At 48.1% G+C, this 20911-nt stretch carries 20 protein-coding genes; 13 read left to right on the top strand and 7 right to left on the bottom strand.

Annotation, left to right across the window (positions count from 1 at the left end):
- Positions 1-47 precede the first annotated feature (47 nt).
- The 5 genes from AM231_RS12715 to AM231_RS12695 form a co-directional block, all read right to left on the bottom strand.
- Entirely contained in the window at positions 48-1025 is a 978-nt protein-coding gene (locus AM231_RS12715) for a YpdA family putative bacillithiol disulfide reductase (RefSeq protein ID WP_054402908.1), read from the bottom strand.
- Positions 1026-1300: 275 nt separating this feature from the next.
- Entirely contained in the window at positions 1301-1927 is a 627-nt protein-coding gene (locus AM231_RS12710) for an FMN-dependent NADH-azoreductase (RefSeq protein WP_053492733.1), read from the bottom strand.
- A 57-nt stretch (positions 1928-1984) separates the two neighbouring features.
- The gene (locus AM231_RS12705; RefSeq protein WP_165593397.1) at positions 1985-2854 is read right to left on the bottom strand and encodes a DUF4097 family beta strand repeat-containing protein; all 870 of its coding nucleotides are present in this window, start codon (positions 2852-2854) and stop codon (positions 1985-1987) included.
- A complete protein-coding gene (locus AM231_RS12700; protein WP_054402907.1) occupies positions 2854-3411 on the bottom strand; it encodes an HAAS signaling domain-containing protein in 558 nt (185 codons plus the stop codon). Before AM231_RS12700 ends, AM231_RS12705 begins: the two co-directional genes overlap by 1 nt.
- Positions 3404-3733 carry a PadR family transcriptional regulator gene (locus tag AM231_RS12695; protein WP_053492735.1) on the bottom strand — a complete coding sequence of 110 codons (330 nt, stop codon included), beginning with the start codon at positions 3731-3733 and terminating at the stop codon, positions 3404-3406. Before AM231_RS12695 ends, AM231_RS12700 begins: the two co-directional genes overlap by 8 nt.
- Positions 3734-4008: 275 nt before the next feature.
- On the opposite strand from AM231_RS12695, the gene AM231_RS29065 reads away from it, so the two are divergent.
- Positions 4009-4146 carry a hypothetical protein gene (locus tag AM231_RS29065; protein ID WP_165593396.1) on the top strand — a complete coding sequence of 46 codons (138 nt, stop codon included), beginning with the start codon at positions 4009-4011 and terminating at the stop codon, positions 4144-4146.
- A 33-nt stretch (positions 4147-4179) separates the two neighbouring features.
- On the opposite strand, the gene AM231_RS12690 is transcribed toward AM231_RS29065, so the two are convergent.
- Positions 4180-4419, bottom strand: coding sequence for a hypothetical protein (locus AM231_RS12690; RefSeq protein ID WP_053492736.1), 240 nt, complete (start codon positions 4417-4419; stop codon positions 4180-4182).
- A gap of 365 nt (positions 4420-4784) precedes the next feature.
- On the opposite strand from AM231_RS12690, the gene AM231_RS12685 reads away from it, so the two are divergent.
- The 10 genes from AM231_RS12685 to AM231_RS12640 all read left to right on the top strand — a co-directional run bounded on the left by AM231_RS12685 (position 4785) and on the right by AM231_RS12640 (position 16322).
- Entirely contained in the window at positions 4785-5096 is a 312-nt protein-coding gene (locus tag AM231_RS12685; RefSeq protein ID WP_053492737.1) for a hypothetical protein, read from the top strand.
- An 88-nt stretch (positions 5097-5184) separates the two neighbouring features.
- A complete protein-coding gene (gene essC, locus AM231_RS12680) occupies positions 5185-9171 on the top strand; it encodes a type VII secretion protein EssC (RefSeq protein WP_054402906.1) in 3987 nt (1328 codons plus the stop codon).
- Positions 9172-9187: 16 nt separating this feature from the next.
- Entirely contained in the window at positions 9188-9994 is an 807-nt protein-coding gene (locus AM231_RS12675) for a hypothetical protein (protein ID WP_053492739.1), read from the top strand.
- Between the two features lie 27 nt (positions 9995-10021).
- Positions 10022-10531 (top strand): WXG100 family type VII secretion target, encoded by a 510-nt coding sequence (locus AM231_RS12670; RefSeq protein ID WP_053492740.1) that lies wholly within the window; start codon positions 10022-10024, stop codon positions 10529-10531.
- A 158-nt stretch (positions 10532-10689) separates the two neighbouring features.
- Entirely contained in the window at positions 10690-10965 is a 276-nt protein-coding gene (locus AM231_RS12665) for a WXG100 family type VII secretion target (RefSeq protein WP_006211202.1), read from the top strand.
- Between the two features lie 161 nt (positions 10966-11126).
- The gene (locus AM231_RS12660; RefSeq protein ID WP_054402905.1) at positions 11127-13205 is read left to right on the top strand and encodes a protein kinase family protein; all 2079 of its coding nucleotides are present in this window, start codon (positions 11127-11129) and stop codon (positions 13203-13205) included.
- Between the two features lie 44 nt (positions 13206-13249).
- Positions 13250-14002, top strand: coding sequence for a vWA domain-containing protein (locus AM231_RS12655; protein ID WP_053492742.1), 753 nt, complete (start codon positions 13250-13252; stop codon positions 14000-14002).
- Positions 14003-14011: 9 nt separating this feature from the next.
- The gene (locus AM231_RS12650) at positions 14012-14854 is read left to right on the top strand and encodes a hypothetical protein (RefSeq protein WP_054402904.1); all 843 of its coding nucleotides are present in this window, start codon (positions 14012-14014) and stop codon (positions 14852-14854) included.
- 180 nt (positions 14855-15034) lie between these two features.
- A complete protein-coding gene (locus AM231_RS12645) occupies positions 15035-15832 on the top strand; it encodes an SDR family oxidoreductase (RefSeq protein WP_054403641.1) in 798 nt (265 codons plus the stop codon).
- Positions 15833-15941: 109 nt separating this feature from the next.
- Positions 15942-16322 carry a DnaJ family domain-containing protein gene (locus AM231_RS12640; RefSeq protein ID WP_054402903.1) on the top strand — a complete coding sequence of 127 codons (381 nt, stop codon included), beginning with the start codon at positions 15942-15944 and terminating at the stop codon, positions 16320-16322.
- A gap of 96 nt (positions 16323-16418) precedes the next feature.
- On the opposite strand, the gene gluQRS is transcribed toward AM231_RS12640, so the two are convergent.
- Entirely contained in the window at positions 16419-17396 is a 978-nt protein-coding gene (gene gluQRS, locus AM231_RS12635) for a tRNA glutamyl-Q(34) synthetase GluQRS (RefSeq protein ID WP_054402902.1), read from the bottom strand.
- 182 nt (positions 17397-17578) lie between these two features.
- Between gluQRS and hrpB the strand changes: the two genes are divergently transcribed.
- A complete protein-coding gene (gene hrpB / locus AM231_RS12630) occupies positions 17579-20089 on the top strand; it encodes an ATP-dependent helicase HrpB (RefSeq protein WP_054402901.1) in 2511 nt (836 codons plus the stop codon).
- 78 nt (positions 20090-20167) lie between these two features.
- Positions 20168-20719, top strand: coding sequence for a general stress protein (locus tag AM231_RS12625; RefSeq protein WP_054402900.1), 552 nt, complete (start codon positions 20168-20170; stop codon positions 20717-20719).
- Positions 20720-20911: the final 192 nt, after the last annotated feature.

The following is a 20911-nucleotide window of genomic DNA, read 5'->3' as shown; positions in this document are numbered from 1 at the left end:
CAAGAAGACAACATCTATCAACCGAAATGGTTGAGAAATGTTGTGTATCAGCTATTTGAGGCCAAATGCTGAGCAATCAGACGACCGTGGAGCCTGCCTGTCTCTATGAATACTTCATTGGCATTACGACCGGATGCAATAACACCGGCGACATAGAGTCCAGGTACGTTGGTTTCCATCGTGTCCGGATCAAAGAGCGGTTTCTCCATGTCTTCATTTAGTTCCACTCCGGAGGAGGCAAGTAGTTTACGATCAGGGCGGAATCCGGTCAACGCCAGTACAAAATCATTCTCAATGATTGATTCCTGTCCTTGATTCGATAGAACTGTGATGGCCGTCTCCGTGATTTGCACGACGCGTGAGTTCAGATGCAGCTGAATTTGGCCTTTCTGCACCAGACTATCGAATAGCGGCCGCACCCAAGGCTTAATGTTCTGCGAAACCTCTTCGCCCCGGTACACCATCGTAACTTCCGCGCCTACACGGATTAGCTCCATCGCTGCGTCTACCGCGGAATTACTGCCGCCGATGATCGCAGTTTTCATGCCGGCATAAGGATGGGCTTCGCGGAAATAATGAGTGACTTTCTCCAAGTCTTCTCCGGGAATGCCAATATAATTCGGATGGTCAAAATATCCGGTAGCAATGATGACATGCTTGGCTTGTCGAATGGATTCTACCCCGCCGCGGCGCTGCGTTTTCACCTGAAAACTGCCATCTGGCTGCTTGGTAATCGTCAGAGCCTCTTCATATGGGGATATCTTGAGATTAAAATGCTGGGCGACTTTGCGATAGTAGGCCAGTGCTTCATGCCGAAATGGTTTATCGTTAGAAATCGTAAAAGGAATATCTCCGATTTCAAGCATTTCTGCCGTGCTGAAAAATTGCATATGCGTCGGATAGAGATAGATGGAATGAACTACGTTATGTTTATCGATGATCTCGCTGCTGAGACCTTGACGGCTGCATTCAATGGCAGCAGAGAGGCCGCATGGGCCAGCACCTATAATTAAGACGTCGAGCATGGTGATCCTCCTTAAGGTCAGCATTGTGTCAATGCTTCTGTCATAATATTAGCTAACTATAAGCACTAATAATCCTACAGTAAATATACGGATAAATCCAGGTCCCGCAAAGTGAAACGAACAGGAAGAAGCCCTGAAAAGGGACGGGCAGTCCACAATACAAAAGGATGGACGGTGAAGGAGCGACAGCTTTACAAGTAAAAAGCCACCCCCCTTGTCTAAATAGTGGAGGTGGCTTATCTATAATGATCCAAGTTTTATATAAGAATTGCTGTTTAGAAGCTGGCAGCAGCCTTTTTAACAAGCTCGAGGCCCTTCGAAATAATCGTATCCGCTTCATGTGGCAATTGGTTATGGCCTTCAATGATCAATGTCTCGATATCCTGTACACCCCACTGACGAAGATTGCCCATTACGAAGTTGACGGCCATTTCTGCAGCTGCCATTGGTCCCTCGGAGTAGTTACCGCCGCGCGCATTCAGGATGATCACTTTTTTGCCGGTTACAAGGCCAACAACGCCTTCCGGTGTATACTTAAATGTTCTTCCCGCTTGGTTCAGGTAGTCGATATACGTATGCAGGACAGCAGGTACGGTCATGTTCCACAATGGGAAAGCGAACACAATCTTATCTGCAGCAAGGAACTGGTCTATATATTTAGTGACATTAGCAGCAGCCGCTTGTTCTTCAGGAGTAGCTTCGAATCCCTTGGCTGCTTTGAACATGCCATTGATAGCTGTGCTGTCATAATAAGGAAGGTTCTCGGCGAAGAGATCCAGCTCCGTGATTTGATCTTCTGGATGAGCTGCCTTGAAAGATTCCAAAAATTCATGATACATCTTCACGCTTACCGATTGCTCGATTGCTCTGTTGTTTGCTTTAACGAATAGTACATTAGACATGTATGAGAACTCCCCTTGATGTGTAGTTTACTTTATAATTTATAGTATATTTCATTTCTATCGTTTGTCAACCGCGTTAGCCTGCACGATATGGATATTACCAGAGTATGCTTGCACTTGAATGGTATCGGTTGTTTCTTTCAGCGACTCGGGCGCGGATATGGATCCGGTCCATGACTTAAGGTCATAGAAACCTCGGAAAGACGGGTCGGGCTGCACTTTCACGTTGCCGGATCTGCTCAGAATATTAACGGAAGAGACGCCCAGCAGGCCTACATTCACATTGCCGGAAGTGACCTCAATGTCCGAAGGTCCTTCCAGATCTTTCATTACAACATTACCGGATAAGTTGATCACCCGGGTGGAGGCTTTGATATCAGAGCCGCGAATATGGCCCGAATAGGTTTCTGCATTTAATTGCTCAGCTCGTATACCGCTCATATCAATGTTTCCTGACTTGGCGGAGATGGAAACCGTCTTGGAGGATGCCCCGCTAACATGGATGTTGTCAGATAACGTGGATAATTCGAGTTCGTCAAGCTTCGTCCCGGAAGGGAGGGCGATGGTGACTTTGCCTTTCGGGGAACGAAAGCCCACGCTCATAAACTGGATCGAATCAGGCAGCGTCAGATCCAAATCGATTGCACTGCCAGATGGACTAAAAGCTTGAAGAATCTCGACCTGCTTTGGTTCCAATGTACCGTCGATAGCAATATAACCTTCAGATTCGCTGCTGTCTTCAAAGACGAAGTTCATTTTCGCATCACTGATTATTTTGATCTTTTTCAAGCTGCCCGAATCTGGGAGGTCCCATCTGTTCTGGTAGCTGATAAGCTCTTCTCCGAATTTGAACTTGTTCGCTGCCATGCCGATAATTCCTATGAATATAAGTGCAATAGCCAAACTGAACAACCATTTCCGTTTCACTACACTTCACGACCTTTCACCATACGAGAATTCCATTTGGAGTATTTCGAGGTTAACGATATCAATCCAACCAGAACGGATCGTGTGGCATACCCGAGGAAAATCCCGATTCCGATCAAGGAGATGGACAGGAACAGTTTGGCTGGATAAAACGTCCCGTTAACCATATAATCAAGCAGTACAAATACAGGGCTAAGGATCGTAACTAGCGATCCCAATGCAATGGCGACACCGCCTGACCATAGTGCAGCAAGAAAAGGAATAGCAACCAAGGCGCAGAAGAACAATCCCGTTCCAATCGCATATTTGCTGAAGGTTGACGTCTTTTTCATGGCTGACTGCGAAGGTGTTTCCATATCCACATACCGATCACCTAGCGCTTCCTTGGCCATTTCAAAAGGATCACCAAGTTCCCGGGCGATTTCCTGCTCGGTACGCCCATTCTGTATGCCAATATCAAAATGGGTCTCCACTTCCTCTATGAATTCCCGGCCTTCCTCCAGGGGAAGCACCGAAAGACGCGATTCCAAAATAGCAATAAACTGTTTCTTATTCATATAAATCCCCTTCCTCAATCAGATTGGTTACATTGCTCACAAAAGTTTGCCATTCCTTTACCATAGATTTCATATAAGTCACGCCGCTGGCAGTCAGCTTATAATATTTACGAGGCGGGCCTTCATTCGATTCCTGGAGGTAGGTGGTGCAGTAACCTTCATTAACAAGCCGGCGAAGGAGGGGGTACAAAGCACCTTCGGCCACTTCGATGTGACGGGATACCGCTTGAGCCAGCTCGTAGCCATATTGGTCCTTTCGATGGATTAACACCAATACGCATAGTTCCAGAACCCCTTTTTTAAATTGAATATTGACATTCATGCGGTAGTGCCTCCCTTCCTAGGTCCATCATTATGTGGTAATCATCAGGTAGTAATTAATATTCAGTAGTGGTTACGATAACTAAGATATCATTTAATACTGATCAATGCAAGGTACTGACTAAAGAATAATTGAGCTGCAAAAAAAAGGGTCGAATCATGGGAACCTTTGTATAAGGAAGGCAGTCTCGTTTAATTCTGAAAAAGCACGGTTAATAGAAGTTATCAGAACATAAGGACATTTTTCCCAAGTGAGGAAATGGAGGGATGTACGGTATGTCTATCGATCGGTTCATATTAAGAAAGTTATACGATTGCCAGGAGGTTACAACGCGGAGAAATCTGCTGAAGTTGTTCCAGATTCGAATTCAGAGAGCGCAGCTCGCCGAAGAGCGCCATTATGGATTACAATAAAGCCTTGAATCAAAAAAAAGGGCTACCCCTCTATTAAAAGAGAGATAGCGCAAGAGAATCGTTTTCGCTTTTGCTGTGGAGAATGGCCTCGGATCCCTCGATTTCAATGCTGATGAGGGAGTTGAGGCATTTTTGCAGCGCCTTTTTGCCTGTTTGAATTTTATTATCAAGCGCACTGGTTAGCAGTTTCAGTACCTTTTGCACCGGCTGCTTGCTGTCCGTTGTAAAGTAAACGGGTACCGGTTTGTTTTGGAACATAATTAGAGTTTTCATATCAATCACCTCACGAAAGATTTTTCATGATATTTGCATTATAAATTGCCAATCTTAAAATAACCTTAAATTCATATAATTAATCAGCATACTTTTTATGAGCGTGACATTTTTGTGAACACTGGTATTTTACCCGCGGACATTGAGGATTTCCCCTATAATTAACACATAAATGGTTCTTCCGAATCAATGGATATGCTTTAAAAATAGGAAATAGGAAATATGACACAAATTGACAGAACCGTCCCTAGGGTGATATTATTACAATAATGTAACTATTTTTTGCAACTATTGAAATAGGTGTTTAGGCATTGCATATGGAATAAACAGATAAGACATTACATTTGGGGGAAGGCGGTTACCAGATGATACTCACCGTGATCAGCGGACGGAATGAAGATGATTGGTTTGATATCGACGTACCCGATGAATGCTCTGTTGAACGGCTGAATGAGCTGCTTGGACTGCGTCTTTTTCGTGAGCCTTCAGGGGAAGGTGTTCAATATATATTAGAAGCAAAATTTCCGGAAGGTTTGTGGTTTACCGTAAATGATCAGTCAAGCCTTGTTGAAGCCGGATTAAGAGAAGGTTCCTATATTCGTTTGCAGCGTGCATTCTCAACGGCAACAGAAGAGGCTCCTGTCTATGGCAGAAGATTGTTGTTTCAAGAAAGTTGAAATTGGGTAAGTAACCCATTGGTTTTAATTGAAACAGCAATATACATAATGGTACTTTTCAGATGCCCTGGATTAGGAGGAAGTAAATATGAACGTGTTATATCAACGTTCTCCACGAATAAGACCGGCTTTGCCGAATGAAGAAATGGAGATTCTGAGACCTCCAACCGAGCCGAGCAAACCGTCGTTTTCGATGATTGCCATCATTATTCCGGTGATTATGACGGCAGTGACGATTGGTTTTTATGTCTATATGAGCATGAGCGGTAAAATGGGGAGGGGTAACAATTTTTTTATTCTCTCCATCTTTATGATGCTGACATCCTATACACTGCCTTTCTTCATGTATCTAAGCAACAAGAAGACCTATGAGAAGAAAATGGCCCAACGAAATGAGAAGTATAGGGCTCAGCTGGATTTGCATCGTGAAGAACTGAAGGAGCGGCAGGAGGATCAAGTCCACATCCTGTTTGACATCCATGGTGATCCGAATGTGTGCTACAACATCGTAAAGAATCGGAGCAGTAATCTGTGGGAGCGTTCTCCCGAAGATAAGGATTTTCTGGAAATCTCCGTGGGCCATGGGCAAGTCCCCTTCCACATCCATGTGAAGCCTCCCCGTGCGGACGGGTACGACAAGGACCCTCTGATTGAGGCCGCCGAACTGTTATCTTCCGAATTTCAGACGGTGGAAGACGCTTCGATTGCTTTGCCTTTGTTCGAATCCAAAGTGATTGGAATAGTAGGCGGGAGAGAGCATGTGCTGAATATGCTGCGTGTCATGATGGCACAGACAACGGTTAGACATTCTCCTGATGAAGTGAAGATCGCTGCATTCTATGAAGAGAAGGAAGCAAGCGAGTGGCAATGGCTGCGCTGGCTTCCCCATGTATGGGATGATGATCGTTCCAGCCGTTATCTTGCTGATCGCCGAAGCCATGCTCATCAGCTTGCAGATGAAATATTTACCCATTTATACCGGCGTAAAAACAATCGCTCCGAACATGGGAAGAAAACAATTGAAACGCCTGCTTATGTCGTGATTCTATCTGCTGCTCAATTAATCGAGGAAGAGCCGCTGCTGCCGCTGCTGCTGGAGGATGCCGAAGCGACTGATGCTGTCACGATCATTTTGTCAGACCGCAAGGAAAGCTTGCCGATGCATTGTCAGCTTATCATCGAGGTGGAGCGTGAACAGGCAGCTTACACGATTAAGAAGCCGGATGGTTCTATTTCCAAGCAATCCTTCCAATCCCATCATATTAGCAGGGATCAGGTTGAGGCGTTGGCACGGTATATGGCCCCCATCCGACTGAAGCGATCCTCCGCATCCGATATTCCAAGTGTGTTGGCACTCTTCGAGATGATGGATATTCAAAGAATCGACGATTTGGATGTGTGCAGACGCTGGCAGCAAAACCGGTATCCTGAATCATTACCCGTACCCATGGGCGTGCGTGCAGGTGGTAAAAAGATTAATTTGAATCTCCATGATAAAATAGAGCGTCAGGGTCATGGGCCTCACGGGTTAATCGCGGGAACAACGGGTTCCGGGAAAAGTGAGGTCATTCAATCGATTGTTGCCTCGCTGGCATCCGAATTCCATCCACATGACCTGGCATTTATGCTTATTGACTATAAGGGCGGCGGCATGTCCAATACGTTCGTAAACTTGCCGCATGTTGTAGGTACCATAACCAATCTGGATAATAATCTGATCGAGCGGGCCAAGGTGTCGCTCAAGGCGGAGCTTGTAAGGCGCCAGAAAATACTAAACGATGCCGGGAATCTGCAGCATATTGACGAGTATTACAAACTCCTACGCAACCGGCACGGGGAGCCGCTTCCTCATCTGGTCATTATTATTGATGAATTCGCCCAGCTGAAGAAAGACCAGCCGGAATTCATGGATGAATTGATCAGCATTGCAGCCATCGGAAGGACGTTAGGCGTCCATCTGATTCTTGCTACGCAGAAGCCGGCAGGAGTTGTTGACGATAAGATCTGGAGCAACTCTCGCTTTCGAATCTGTCTTCGGGTACAAAGCGAAGGCGATAGCCGTGACATGTTGAAGATTCCAAATGCTGCCTGGATTAACAAGCCGGGGAGAGGCTACTTCCAGGTAGGCAGTGATGAAGTGTTTGAGGAGATGCAGTTTGCCTGGAGCGGTGCACCTTACATCGAAGAGAAGGATACCCCTGGAGCAGTCGTTGTTCGCGAGCTCCGAATCAACGGGAAGACGGAGCCGCTGCTTGCATCTACTCCTTCATTAGGGGCACATCTTGAAGTGCCCAAGCAGCTGCAGGTGTTTATCGATCATTTAGCCGAGACAGCAAAGCAACTAGGCATAGAGAGACTTCAAGGTCCATGGCTCCCGCCTCTTCCGGAGACGCTGGATCTGGGCAGTGTACAGCCTGATAGCGGGCAGGGGATTCCAGGCTCCTTCGAGTCAACATTGATTTCATATGTGGGAATGGTGGATGATCTGCCGAATCAGTGTCAAAGGCCGCTGATGCTTAATTTGGAACAAGGGCATTGGGCCGTGTATGGAATGCCTGGACTTGGCAAGACCACCTTTATTCAAACCATGCTGATGTCGCTGGTTAACCGGTACAATCCGGATCTATGGCATGGCTATATCGTGGACATGGGCCGAATGATGCGTGACTTTGCCGGGCTGCCCCATATCGGGGGCGTCATGAATGCTGAGGAAGAGGATCGTATCAAGCGCTTATTCCGCTTCCTGACCAAAACAGCTGCAGTCCGTAAGGACATGATCGCTGAAGCAGGAGTCAAGACGGTTGCTTCCTACAGACGTGGGAGCAGTGAACCTGTGCCGCAATACGTGGTTATTATTGACGGTTATCTTAACTTCCGCAATACTTATCCGGATGAGAACGAAATTCTGGAATATCTGCTCCGTGAAGGCGGCAGTCTGGGGATAACGTTCATCATTACGGCGAATCGGATTTCGGATATGTTCGAGAAGGTACGTAGCAATATCTCACAGGCTGTTACGTTTGAGCTTGCTGATCCGGCAGATTATTATTATGCTGTTGGACGTCCTTCTAAGGCACCGAGTCAACTTCCTCCGGGAAGAGGACTGGTGAAGGGGCAGGTTCCTCCGCTTGAATTCCAGACAGCATTGCCGGCTCCCGGGCTGGAGGAGGGGGACCGTTCTGCTTCGCTTCGCGAAAAGATTCGCGCTTATCATGAAGCTTGGCACGGTATTACAGCTCCTAGTATTGAATCACTGCCGGATAGGATACCACTTCACGTATTGCTTGAGGCATCCAAACCAAAAGCCTGCGGAGATTCAGGCAGAGCGAACTATGAGGTCCCTGTTGGCGTGATGACAGATGATCTATCGCCTTTTTCCATTCATTTGGATGATGGGCCGCACTTTATTGTGGCGAGTCCAATGGAAGGCGGTAAAACTTCATTCCTTCTAAGCTGGATGTTATCACTTGCTTACCACAATTCGCCTGATCAGCTGGAGATTTACACGGTAGACACGCGTTATGGGAGCAGCGGACTGAGTCGGATGAACCATCTCCCTCACGTTCGTGGACATGCCGAGAATGAGGAGGATTTGGCACCGCTGATTTCGACTCTTTATGAACGGGTTCAGGTTCGTACGAAGGATAGTCTGGAACCGGCGATTCTGCTTATGATTGACGATGCTGATGTTTTAAGCAAGCAGCTTACGGATTTTACGGTTAAGGATCAGCTTTCAGCGATTGTCAGACAAGGAAGGGATCGCGGCGTACATGTGGTAGTTGCCGGTGTGCCGGCCGATTTCCCGACATTTGGTGTCGACTGGTTTACGGATATCAAGGCTGCACAGAACGGATTTTTATTCGGAACTTTGGACTCCAACGATTTATCGTTCTTCAGGATTCCTTTTTCTGAATCTTCCAATAGTCCAGGAGGCCTAAAAATACTTCCTCCGGGACAAGGGTACTACGTAAAACGTAAATTTTCCAGAATAAAAGGCGCAGTTCCGTTTGACGACGAGTGGAATGCCCAGAAATGGGTCACAGAAATTCGCGACCGATGGCATGTTGTAGTTTGAGGGGAGGTGGCTCATAATGTTGACAATTCATGCTTCCAAACAAGAGACGATCACACTAGATGACAAGGAATTTTTCTTCTTGGCTGGAATTATCGGATCGGACCGATTACTTGGTGTGGAAGATCCTTTCGCCGGATATTTAACTGAAGAAATCGCAGTTGAATGGGAGAAAGCCAAGCAATCACTCCTAAGCAAGCAATATTTAATTCAAGAAGATGGTGGGGAATTGTCGATCCCACCCGAAGTCTTCTCAAGAGTGGCTATTGCTGGACTGGCGGAGCGTGCGTGCTGGTTGAAGTATGAGAATCAGGATACGGCGTTTGAAGGATATCTGCATGTAACTGATGAACGGGTTATCCAAGTGCGCAGAAGCGGCGAAGACAACCGGCGTTATATGCTCAATGAACTTGGTACGATTGAAGAAACCTGTGATCAACTCGTTAAAGATCTTGCTCTTAGCGAGCAGAACTGGGGGGACATACCGGCTTTATTGCTTAGCCGGAAGGAATTTGGAGATATTTACACTACCGCGTCCAAACAGAATAGCGGGGATATCAGTGATCGCCTGGCCAGGTTAACAGATGATGCAGAAGGTTCAATCGCGTTAGCAAAATGTATGAAAAACAAGGTATCTTCGGGGGAACTCCAGCTGTCGATATGGAACGGAACCAGCTGGGAAAGTCAAAATGCAGCATTTATAGTGAATGAGTCCATGAACTGGCTGCTGCGTATGAGCCTGGAGGGAGACCAGGACTGGTTAACAGCAGCACCAGCGACCAAAGAGCAGTTTCGGCATATGCTTCTCATGTGGCTGAAACAGTAACAGAGCCTGTATGAAAGGTGAGGACCAATGCGTATTTCTGTCGAGCCGGAGTCTCTCCGGACGTTAAGCCGTCAGCTGCAGCATAGTAGCGAAGAATATTTAGCGATAACGAGAACGCTCGATCAAGCGATGAATTCACTCGTTTGGGAGACGTCTCTGAAAGCGGCGGTTATTGATGAATGGCAGTCCGCCCGGAGTTTGGGAGAGCATCTGGGAGCTCTTCTTGCTCAATTGGGCAAGCATCTTCAAAGCAAAGCCGATCAATTTCAAGAAACGGATCATCAGTACCATACGATTCTGGAACACGCTATGATAAGCACCGTATCACCTACAGCACTGTTTGCAGCCTCCGGAATGGATAGTCGAGCGATACTGCCTGAATATGGTAATAACTCTACCGTGATATCCAACCCGAGCTCGGCAGCCGCTGCCGTGGGTATGACCAGTGGAGACAATGGGGATTCAGCCAAACAAGCCGCGCTAGCCGGGCAAAGTTGGACCTTTACAGACCCATCTTCATTTGAAATTGCCAACTAATTCCCTATCTAAAAAATGGGATCAAGGGTATGGAAAATGTTTCAAATTGGGACGTATTGGGTAATTGGAAATTAGGTCTGAGGACATTTTGATTAAGGTAAGCGCTTGGGCTAAGATTTCAAGTGTCACCAGAAAACGATTTCGAGGAGGTTACATAAATGGCAGGACGTATTTTAATTACGCCGGAACAAGTTGAGCAAGTCGCGAATCAATTTAAGCAAAGCGGTGATCAAAGTCAGCAAATTGTAAACAGTCTGACTCAATCGATCAACGGAATGGAAGGTCAATGGGACGGTATGACAAAGCAGCGCTTTTTCCAGGAATTTCAGGAAGCAAGCCGCTTGATGAACTCCTTCGTTCAAACGCTTGACAGCATTAGCAATGAGCTGAAAGCGATCGCTCAGAAATTCCGTATGGCTGACGAATCCCGTTAATAGCCATTTACGGCTTCAAGATCGCTTTATAATAGTTTAATAGTCATAGTAAACCGGGTGGGAAACAACCCGGTTTTCTTGCAATTTTAGATGAGTAGCGTATGATTTGATATGAATCGAGTTATGCAGTCAGGTAACGGAGTTAAGGAAGGGTGATGTTCATGACATTTCAGCCAAACCCGGGCGATGGGATCGTTATCAATGGAAAGTCTTATACAGTAGGACAGCATCCCGCAGCACCAGGCGTAGCCTATGCCCAGGCAGGAAGGCAAGGAATCGTCTATCAGTTGATTCCTGTGGATGGGCAGCTGCATGAGGCTAAGGCACTTAAAGTGTTTTTTCCTAAATTTAGAATTCCGGCTATGGTTTATCAATCTGAGCATATGGGAAATTATCGCGAAATACCGGGTTTGCAGGTAAGCAGTCGTGAGGTGCTCACTCCCGAAAGAAACGGAGATCTGATAGCGGAATATCCGGATTTACTATACGCGGTCATTATGCCATGGATTCATGGTTGTACTTGGTTCGATGTAATTAGTGATCAGCGTAATCTGGGTCGTTCTGAAAGCCTGATGCTTGCCAAAGCATTGGCAGCCATCGGCTCAAGCATGGAGCAGCGCGGATTAGCGCATTGTGATCTGTCTGCGCCCAATGTCATGCTTCCGTTTTTTTCGGAAGTGAAGCTGCCGGAAGGCGCGGCTGCTGTGGAGCTTGTCGATGTGGAACAGATGTACAGCCCCAAAATGGATCGGCCAGATGTTCTTCTCGCCGGTTCGCCAGGCTATGCAGCCCATCGAACGGTCCATAGCGGGTTATGGAGCGCCTATGCCGACCGGTTCGCCGGTGCCATCATTATTGCCGAAATGCTGGGATGGAGCGATCCGGCTATCGTTAATCGGGCTTGGGGAGAAAGTTATTTCGATCAGCATGAAATGCAGACTCCGTGCGAGCGTTATTTTCTGTTAAAAAAGTCTTTGGGCCAGCGATGGGATACAAAGATTTCAGAATTATTCGGCCGAGCTTGGGATAGCCAAGATTTGAGCAGTTGCCCTACTTTTGGTGAGTGGCTGATTGCACTTTCTTCCTTAAGCGAGGAAGAGGCGGTGATTGAAGAAGCACCTGCCATTAACGGTTCCGAGCCTCAGGCTGAACAATCCAATCACAGCCATGGGGAGCAGGCTGAAGAAGCGAAAGCAGAGATGATTGGATCATTTGGATTGGAGCCTGCCTCCAGAGAAGTCAATGATAATGTGGTTGGACGCTTATTTCATCAAGCACGTGACTTGGAGAAGGCAGGTAATCTTTCAGGTGCGCTTGAAATATTTCGTTCTGCGTATCATTTTGTCAAAAAAGACAGTCCGCTGGAGGTAGAGCTCGCCGCCGCAATACAGGGACTGGAGGAGCAGCTGCGTCCAGATGAAGACTCTTCCAACAAAGGCATTAAAGCATTGCTCTTATCCCGTAAATTCATATTCTCGGCTGCTGTCGCTATCATGATATTGGCCGGCTCCGCCATTACGGTGAATCAGATCCTGGCAGAAAAAGCCGAGAGCCGCCAGCTGGATGCTCAGCGTCTGGCGGAAGAGCAGGCTCAGGAAGCGCGCAGAATCGAGGAAGCGCAGCGCAAGCAGCAGGAAGAGGCTGCCAGGAAAGAAGCGGAGGCCAAGAAAGCCGAAGAAGAACGCTTAAAGGCGGAAGCTGCCAAGAAGGCTGAAGAAGCGGAACAGACACGAAAGGAACAGGAAAAAGCGGAGCTCCAAGCCAAATATGAGAAACAGGCCAAATATGAAGCTTATCTTGCGTCCCTTGAAGAGAAGAAGAAAAAGCAGGCATTACAAGAGAAATATGATAATCAGGCGAAGTACGAAGCCTACTTAGTTCAGCAAGAAGAGAAAAAGAAGCGTGCGGCCCAGGAAGCGGAAGCTGCCAGAGTTGCAGCCGCCAAAGCGGAAGCAGAGCGCAAGGCGAAGGAGAAAGCGAAGGCAGCCGAGCAAGCGCGTGCGGCGAAGATCCAACAGCAGCGCTCTCAGAACGTAATAGAACTGGTTGCCTTATATAATAAAGCATATAATTCACAGGTGGCCGGGAACAAAGACCGGGCTGTGAATGCAGCACGCGAATTTCTTGCCCTGTACAATAAGGATCAGGCCTATTACAAAACCGTTGGTAAAATGAGCAGTCGCCGCAACAACCTGCAGCACTTCTTAAGTGACAACAACCACTGGATACCAAAACTGTAACAAAAGTAAAGATAACGAGAATGCAGGGGTGAATGTTACTCACGATGAACTATACCATTCAAGCATCACAGCGCACGCCAGCGCTAATCATATACCTGATCGATATCAGCGCCTCCATGAATATGCTGATGGAGAACCGCAGACGGATCGATGTTGTATACGAGGCCCTGTCTTTGGCGATAAGACAAATGGTATTCCGATCTACCAAGGGGAATCGTTTGACTCCCAGGTACCGCATTGCGATACTCGCGTACAGCGATGATGTCTATGATTTATTAAACGGTATCAAAGGGATAGATGAAATAGCGGCGATTGGTTCACTTCCTGATTTGACGCCTAAGCGTTTCTCTGATTCGGCTAAAGCGTTCCTTCAGGCCGAGAAAATTCTACAATCGGAGATACCGAATATGCAGGATTGTCCTGCACCGCTTGTATGCCATATGACCGATGGGGTGGCAACAGGCGATGATCCGGAGCCGATTGCCCGCCGAATCATGAGCATGAGCGTGCCGGATGGCAATGTGCTTGTGGAGAATATTTTTATATCGGATCATCTGATGAGCCAGCCGGTATCGGAGCCGCGTCGCTGGAAGGGAATCTTGCCTGATACTTCGTTAGAGGATGAGCATGCGCGGAAGCTGAAGATGATGTCTTCGGTTCTGCCAGAAAGCTATCGTGAGATGCTGGTTGAAGCGGACTATCAACTGAGTCCAGGGGCCTTAATGATGCTGCCGGGCACATGCTCAGAACTGGTGTCCATTGGGTTTCAAATGTCAGCTGCCACTCCGGTAAGGTAAGAGGTCTTGATGAAACGATCATATGCCAGAAGCATAGCGTCTTTGGGAATTGGCAGGAGAGAGGCGCAAGTTGCCTCCTATTATTACGAAAGCAAGCAGACCGGGGAAGAACCGCTTACGAGGATTACAGATTCTTTTACATGCCGTTACGCCTATGGCAGAGCAGCTGAGTCGGTCATGCTCTCCGAGAGGGGACAAGACTACCTTGCGCTAAGGGTAAATGAAGACGTGTGTCATTTTGTATTGTGCGATGGGGTCGGATTGAGTTATCGCGGCGATGTGGCCTCGCGTCTGCTGGGTCAGGGATTAATGAACTGGCTGGAGACAAATGAAGAGTTTACTTCCTCATCACTTGAACGAAGACTGATGGAACTGACTCATGAAGCAGAGAGAGAAGTGAATGCTCTTTCGTTGAGTTCAGAAACGCCGCAGCTCCTCCGGGAAGTTCTGGAGGAGAAGCAGCGCAAGGGCAGCGAAGCTATGTATATATGCGGACGTATAGAGCTGCCTTCAGGATTTCGCCGAAAGGGGAGAATATGGCTGGCTTGGCAGGGTGATTCCAGGGTGCGTTTGTGGCGTCAGCACAAGGAAATCACCTCGCTGCTCGGCGATCGGTTCCACACGGCCGAACGATGGTCCTCAAGGCAAGGACCGATTGGGGGCAGCCCTCATGTATTCTCCAGTAAACTGGAATCTGATATCGGTTATCGGCTTCAAGTATATAGCGATGGACTCCTTGATCTGGACTCCATGAAAGATCCGGTTCCTGATGAACAAGTGCAAGTATTAATGAATGCCCGTCATACAGGCGGGCTGGAAGATGATGCTTCATTTCTCGAGATTATATGGTAGTTTAGAGCAGCACATTGTGCTTATCTTCATATTCAGCTGGGCCTTCGGCCCGGCTTTTTTTGTATCTGCAATTAGAAAATAATTAGATTCATGATTATAAAACTGCTCCTTTTGGGTAATCTTGTGACAGATGAGGGTATATAACGGATGATGATGAGAAGGAGTGAGTCGGACATGAACATGAATGGAGCACATGGTCGCTTTTATGGAAAAACGGCTGTCATTACGGGAGCTGGGTCAGGCATCGGGAAGGCAGCCGCTGTTCAGCTGGCTAAGGAAGGCGCGAATGTTGCCTTATTTGATCTCTTGGATGACCGCACGAATGAAGTGGAATCAGAGATCAATTCCATTCGAGAGGGTGCTGCTAGAGCTTTCGATGTGGATACAACAGATCCCGCACGCGTCGAGAAAGCGATCCTGGAAACGGTAGAGATTTTTGGCAGCATCGATATTGTTTTTGCGAACGCGGGAATCAACGGTGTGTTGGCACCGATTGATGATATGAAACTGGAAGATTGGAATAAAACGCTGAATGTGAACTTGAATGGTACCTTTTTAACGGTCAAGTTTGCGCTTCCTCACCTTAAAAAACGGGGACAAGGGAGCATCATCATTACCAGCTCGGTGAATGGTACCAGAACCTTCTCGAATTTCGGGATGAGCGCTTACAGCACCACAAAGGCAGGGCAGGTGGCTTTCGCGAAGATGGCCGCGCTAGAGCTCGCTCAATTCAAGATCAGAGTCAACGTAATCTGTCCAGGAGCGATATCCACCAATATTGATCAAAGCACGAAGAAGCAGGGAAATCTTGAGGAAATTGCAATTCCGGTGGAATATCCGGAGGGGAGCCAGCCGCTGTCTGACGGACCAGGAACGCCTGAGGAGGTTGCGGATTTGGTAGCATTTCTCGCTTCCGACCAGTCGAAGCATATTACCGGGGCGCAAATTTTCATTGATGGGGCAGAATCACTCTTATAAACGCTGTGAAGCGACAGGATTACCATGAAGAACCTGGCCTCTTGAGCTTGGCATTTTAACGATGCCCCTTTATATTAGAAGTAAGAAGGAAACGGGAGGCTGGGCGAAAATGAGTATGTTTTCCAGATTGGCTGAACAGAAGATTGAAGAGGCGATACGCAATGGCGAGCTGGATGATTTGCCTCTGGCCGGCAAGAAGCTATCGATCGATGATCTTTCGCATATACCCGAGGATATGAGAATGTCCTACCATATCATGAAAAATGCAGGTTATGTACCTGAAGAAGTTACACTTCGCAAAGAGTGCGTCCAGCTTCATGACTTGCTCTCTGCTGCCCGCAATGATGGTGAGCACGAGGAGATCAGACGCAAGCTCAGTGAGAAGCAGCTAAGACTGCAAATGCTGCTGGAACAGCGGGGACTTAGCGGCAGCAGTGTGTTCACGCAGTATGAGACCAAGGTCAGGGAACGCTTAACCCCTGATGAATAACAGACAGCGCCAGTCTTACTTCTCATCTGAGAATGAAAGACTGGCGCTGGTTGTTTGATTTGGATTAAATAGATGGGCTTCGCAAAGGAACCATCATCAAGATTTAAATAGCTGGCTTGTGATAGCATCGGTCATTCTTATTGGTGAAGAGGGAACCTTTGATAAGTCAAAGTGAGGAATTAATTCAGCAGGAGTCACTGGCTCTGGTCGATCCATGAATCCTGCTGTCCAAGCCAACCAGCCGACGATATGTTGCGGCATGATCCCCTGACCGCGAAGAAACGATATACTTAGCCCGCGGCTTCTCTTAGCAAGCCTTCTTCCTTCTGCATCTACCATCAGCGGCGTGTGTGCAAACTGAGGAGGCTGATAGCCTAACGCTTGATATAAGAGAAGCTGGCGAGGAGTGGAATCCAGAAGATCGGACCCTCGTAATACATGAGTGATGCCCATTAATGCGTCATCCACAACTACTGCTAGTTGATATGAGATGATGCCATCGGCTCTGCGTACAACAAAATCTCCCCCGTCAGATAGCTGACTGTTCTGCTCTCCAGCGATGCCATCAATAAACGAGACGCTGGTTTGAGGTACACTCATTCGCAGGGAAGGTGTCTTACGCAGCTCTCTGAGGGCAGCTTCTTTCCCGGACAGATCCCTGCAAGTTCCCGGGTAGCGCAAACCTTCTGAAGCAATACCATGTGGAGCACGAGCAGCCGCTGCAATATCAGCCCGGCTGCAGTAGCAGGGATACAGAGCCTCCGATTCCTTCAGCTTTTCTATTTCCTGTTCATATAACGAGAGACGTGCGGCCTGATGATAAGGTCTACTCGGACCCCCACAGCTAGGACCCTCATCCCAGTCCAAGCCGAGCCACTCCAAATCTCTCATGATCTGAGTAGCCAGCTCCCGGCGAGAACGTTGAACGTCAATGTCTTCAATGCGGAGTACGTATAGACCGTTCAAACTTCTCATTTGCAGCCATCCGAGTAAAGCGGTTAACGCGTTGCCAATATGCATTTTGCCTGATGGCGTCGGGGCAAAGCGACCGCGAAATGTGGCATGCTGCTCCATACATTTCACCTTCCGACTCGTTGTCATGATGTGTCTACAAGATGGTTCTTCTTATTGTAGCGTATTTGGTTCGCTTCTTTCCAGTTTGTAAACCATGCTTTTGCCCTTGACGTCAAACGGCACTTTAATATAATTAAGGAACTATAGCATTGATAATTGATTAGCATATCGGAGATGTGTCCATGACTGAGCTACCGATTCACCGCGTGATTCCACAACTGAAATTAACTTTATCTCAAAGAAATAACGCCGTTCTGATCGCTGAACCGGGAGCAGGCAAGACGACACAGGTGCCTCTTGCACTTCTCAACGAATCTTGGCTTGAAGGCAAGCGGATCATCATGCTGGAGCCCCGAAGAATTGCAGCCCGCGCAGCCGCAAGCTTCATGGCTTCTACCTTGGACGAAGCTGTGGGAGAAACCGTCGGCTATCGGGTACGGATGGACAGCAAGATTAGCAAGAACACTCGCATCGAAGTCGTGACGGAAGGCGTCATGACGCGCATGCTGCAGGAGGATCCTGAATTAATCGGCATCGGCATGATTATTTTCGATGAATTTCATGAACGGAATTTGCAGGCCGATATCGGTCTCGCCCTTGCACTGGAATCGCAAACGGTACTTCGGGAAGACTTAAGGCTGCTGGTCATGTCCGCTACCTTGGAGGCAGAGCCGGTTGCGAAGCTTCTGGGTGATGCCCCGGTTATCCTTAGTGAGGGCCGCGCTTTTCCCGTGTCTACTCATTATTTGCACTCCATCTCTCTGGATGAAATACATAAAGGTGCTGCTAACGCTATCCAGCGTGCACTCTCCGAACAACAAGGCGATATTCTTGTATTCTTGCCGGGTGCTCGAGAAATCAGGCGGACCGCTAATGAATTAACGAAAAAGGAACTCGGCAACGATATCGTTATACGTGAGTTATATAGTGCGCTTCCTGCGGAACGGCAGGATGAAGCTATACGATCTGATTCGAACGGCAGACGTAAAATTGTTCTGGCAACTAGCATTGCTGAAAGCAGCATTACCATTGATGGGATCAGGACGGTCGTAGACAGCGGTTATATGCGTACTGAGGTGTTCTCGCCGAGAACGGGTTTGCCGCAACTGATCACAAGACGCTGTTCAAGGGCATCGGCAGATCAGAGAAGGGGAAGGGCAGGACGGCTGTCAGCCGGTACATGCTATCGCATGTGGAGTGAGGAAGAGCATCGTCACTTGCCGGAGAGCACCATTCCAGCGATTAAGGAATCTGATCTGGCCCCTCTAGCTTTGGAATTGGCTGTATGGGGGACACGTGACCCGGCGGAGCTTGCTTGGCTTGATGTGCCTCCCCGTTCAGCTTATATGCAGGGTCAAGCATTGTTAATGCAGTTATCCGCTCTGGACGAGTCGGAGCATATCACCCAGCATGGACGTAAGATGGCGCTTCTTGGACTTCATCCTCGGCTGGCTCATATGCTCCTGAAGGCTGAAGAAATAGGTGAGGCTTCATTAGCTATTCGGATTGCCGTATTGCTTCAGGAACGTGATATTCTGGGCAGAGGTCTTGCGGTGGGAGATCAGGACCTGCGCACACGTGTCGAGCGGCTGCTTATGTATGAACAGCAGGGTCACCAAGCTGTTGAAGGAGATTCGGCTAAGGAGAGTGTGCTGCAGAGGATGAAGTTAGAGATCAAGAAGCTCCATGCGGGGCTGCATTTAACATATACAACGAGCGGAAAGCTGGATCTCTGCGGATTACTGCTCTCCTTCGCTTATCCGGACCGGATTGCAAAGAACAGAGGGGGGAATGGATTTCTCATGCGTAGCGGCCGGGGCATCAGATTAACCTCGGCGCAGCCCATGAGCCGTGCTCCATTTATAGTGGCGGCAGCCGTTGATGACCAAGGTGCAGACGGAATTATTCAGCTTGCAACCGAATTAAACGAAACATGGCTTGATAAGTATTATCACGGTGAGATGGAACAGTATAAGGAAGTTCTATGGGATTCAGCATCAGGCAGCATCAGAGCAAGATTGAAGCTGATGCTCGGAGCTATCGTGGTGAAGGAACAAGCTTATCCGAATCCGTCCGGAGAGGAAGTTGGGCGGGCACTGCTGCAAGGCATCAGGCAGGAGGGGCTTGGGCTGCTTCAGTGGAGCAAGGCTGCGCTTCAGCTTAGAGAGCGGATGGCCTTTATGCATCGACATGATCCTCAGGGCAAGTGGCCCGATGTTTCGGATGATGGCCTGCTGGAGCAAGCGGATGAATGGCTCCTTCCTTATGTGGATGGATTGCGGAATCGTCATGATATTAGGCGCCTTGCCCCGGGCACTCTCTTGGAACATATGCTCAGTTGGGAGGAGAAGCAGCAGCTTCAGAAGGAAGCACCCACCCATATCAGGGTTCCGAGCGGATCCATGATCCCGATTAACTACAGTGACCCGGAACAACCATATCTGGCAGTTCGCCTGCAAGAGATGTTTGGGCTGCAGGATACCCCTCGTATTGCTTGTGGAAAAGTCGCGCTTACTATTCATCTGTTGTCACCAGCGCAAAGACCTGTACAAGTCACATCGGATCTGCCAAGCTTCTGGCGCAATGGATACTATGAGGTGAAAAAGGACTTAAAGGGCAGGTATCCGAAGCATTACTGGCCAGAAGATCCCTTGGAAGCAATCGCAACCCGTCGGACCAAGCCGAAACCGTGACATCATCTTGGACACGTTTAAAATAACCTTCAGTCGGGTAATGTTAAAAAGAAAGACCACCGATTAGGAGGGTTTATCATGGAGAAGAAAATGGTTGGGGTATTCCGTTCCGAACAGGAAGCAGCCAAGGCAATTGAGCAGCTTCAACGGCATGGTATTCCGAATGATGCCATTTCGATCATAGCAAAAGATAAACGTGAAGCCGAGGCGATCGCGGAGCAGACAGGAACCATGGCACCCGAAGGTGTGGCTGCAGGTGCAGCAACCGGCGGCATACTAGGAGGAACAGCAGGTTTGCTGGCAGGCTTGGGAGCTTTGGCCATACCTGGCATTGGCCCGATTTTAGCAGCAGGCCCCATTGCAGCTACGCTTGCGGGCGCAGCAGTCGGTGCAGGAACCGGTGGATTGGTAGGGGGCTTCATTGGTCTTGGTATTCCGGAGGATGAGGCAAAAGAATATGAGTCCTATATAGATCAGGGTCGTATCTTAGTCATGGTAGACGCCGATCAAGAAAATACAGGCATTTACGATATATTCCGCGATTATGATGACAGATATGGGGAACGAAACGGGGCGGTTTCTCAAGATCGGGAAGATACACTGCCACCAGGTGGAACTTATCTGCTGTAAGAAACATAGACCGGTTCCGGTAAGGAACCGGTTTTTTAATGAGCACTGGCATTTTTGGTGCGTACATAACCTTCAGAAAGTAGGATCGTGCTGGTGATAACATGATCGTCCGTAATAATTTGGATTACCTGATGACGGGCCAAGTACCTTACAATGAGTATATAATTACTGAACCAAGCTAAGCTGAGAGGA

The sequence above is a fragment of the Paenibacillus solani genome, assembly GCF_001277345.1.
Lineage (GTDB): Bacteria > Bacillota > Bacilli > Paenibacillales > Paenibacillaceae > Paenibacillus_AQ > Paenibacillus_AQ solani.
The sequence above is the reverse complement of the archived record's forward strand: the minus strand, read 5'-3'. Positions and strand labels throughout refer to the sequence as shown.

Bases quoted from the DNA above. Each gene is read 5' to 3' on its own strand.
- AM231_RS12650 (WP_054402904.1), top strand. From the start codon at position 14,012: ATGAAACGATCATATGCCAGAAGCATAGCGTCTTTGGGAATTGGCAGG.
- AM231_RS12640 (WP_054402903.1), top strand. From the start codon at position 15,942: ATGAGTATGTTTTCCAGATTGGCTGAACAGAAGATTGAAGAGGCGATA.
- AM231_RS12670 (WP_053492740.1), top strand. From the start codon at position 10,022: ATGCGTATTTCTGTCGAGCCGGAGTCTCTCCGGACGTTAAGCCGTCAG.
- hrpB (WP_054402901.1), top strand. From the start codon at position 17,579: ATGACTGAGCTACCGATTCACCGCGTGATTCCACAACTGAAATTAACT.
- AM231_RS12700 (WP_054402907.1), bottom strand. From the start codon at position 3,411: ATGAATAAGAAACAGTTTATTGCTATTTTGGAATCGCGTCTTTCGGTG.
- AM231_RS12665 (WP_006211202.1), top strand. From the start codon at position 10,690: ATGGCAGGACGTATTTTAATTACGCCGGAACAAGTTGAGCAAGTCGCG.
- AM231_RS12710 (WP_053492733.1), bottom strand. From the start codon at position 1,927: ATGTCTAATGTACTATTCGTTAAAGCAAACAACAGAGCAATCGAGCAA.
- AM231_RS12655 (WP_053492742.1), top strand. From the start codon at position 13,250: ATGAACTATACCATTCAAGCATCACAGCGCACGCCAGCGCTAATCATA.
- AM231_RS12690 (WP_053492736.1), bottom strand. From the start codon at position 4,419: ATGAAAACTCTAATTATGTTCCAAAACAAACCGGTACCCGTTTACTTT.
- AM231_RS12645 (WP_054403641.1), top strand. From the start codon at position 15,035: ATGAATGGAGCACATGGTCGCTTTTATGGAAAAACGGCTGTCATTACG.
- AM231_RS12625 (WP_054402900.1), top strand. From the start codon at position 20,168: ATGGAGAAGAAAATGGTTGGGGTATTCCGTTCCGAACAGGAAGCAGCC.
- AM231_RS12660 (WP_054402905.1), top strand. From the start codon at position 11,127: ATGACATTTCAGCCAAACCCGGGCGATGGGATCGTTATCAATGGAAAG.
- AM231_RS12675 (WP_053492739.1), top strand. From the start codon at position 9,188: ATGTTGACAATTCATGCTTCCAAACAAGAGACGATCACACTAGATGAC.
- AM231_RS29065 (WP_165593396.1), top strand. From the start codon at position 4,009: ATGTCTATCGATCGGTTCATATTAAGAAAGTTATACGATTGCCAGGAG.
- AM231_RS12685 (WP_053492737.1), top strand. From the start codon at position 4,785: ATGATACTCACCGTGATCAGCGGACGGAATGAAGATGATTGGTTTGAT.
- gluQRS (WP_054402902.1), bottom strand. From the start codon at position 17,396: ATGGAGCAGCATGCCACATTTCGCGGTCGCTTTGCCCCGACGCCATCA.
- AM231_RS12715 (WP_054402908.1), bottom strand. From the start codon at position 1,025: ATGCTCGACGTCTTAATTATAGGTGCTGGCCCATGCGGCCTCTCTGCT.
- essC (WP_054402906.1), top strand. From the start codon at position 5,185: ATGAACGTGTTATATCAACGTTCTCCACGAATAAGACCGGCTTTGCCG.
- AM231_RS12695 (WP_053492735.1), bottom strand. From the start codon at position 3,733: ATGAATGTCAATATTCAATTTAAAAAAGGGGTTCTGGAACTATGCGTA.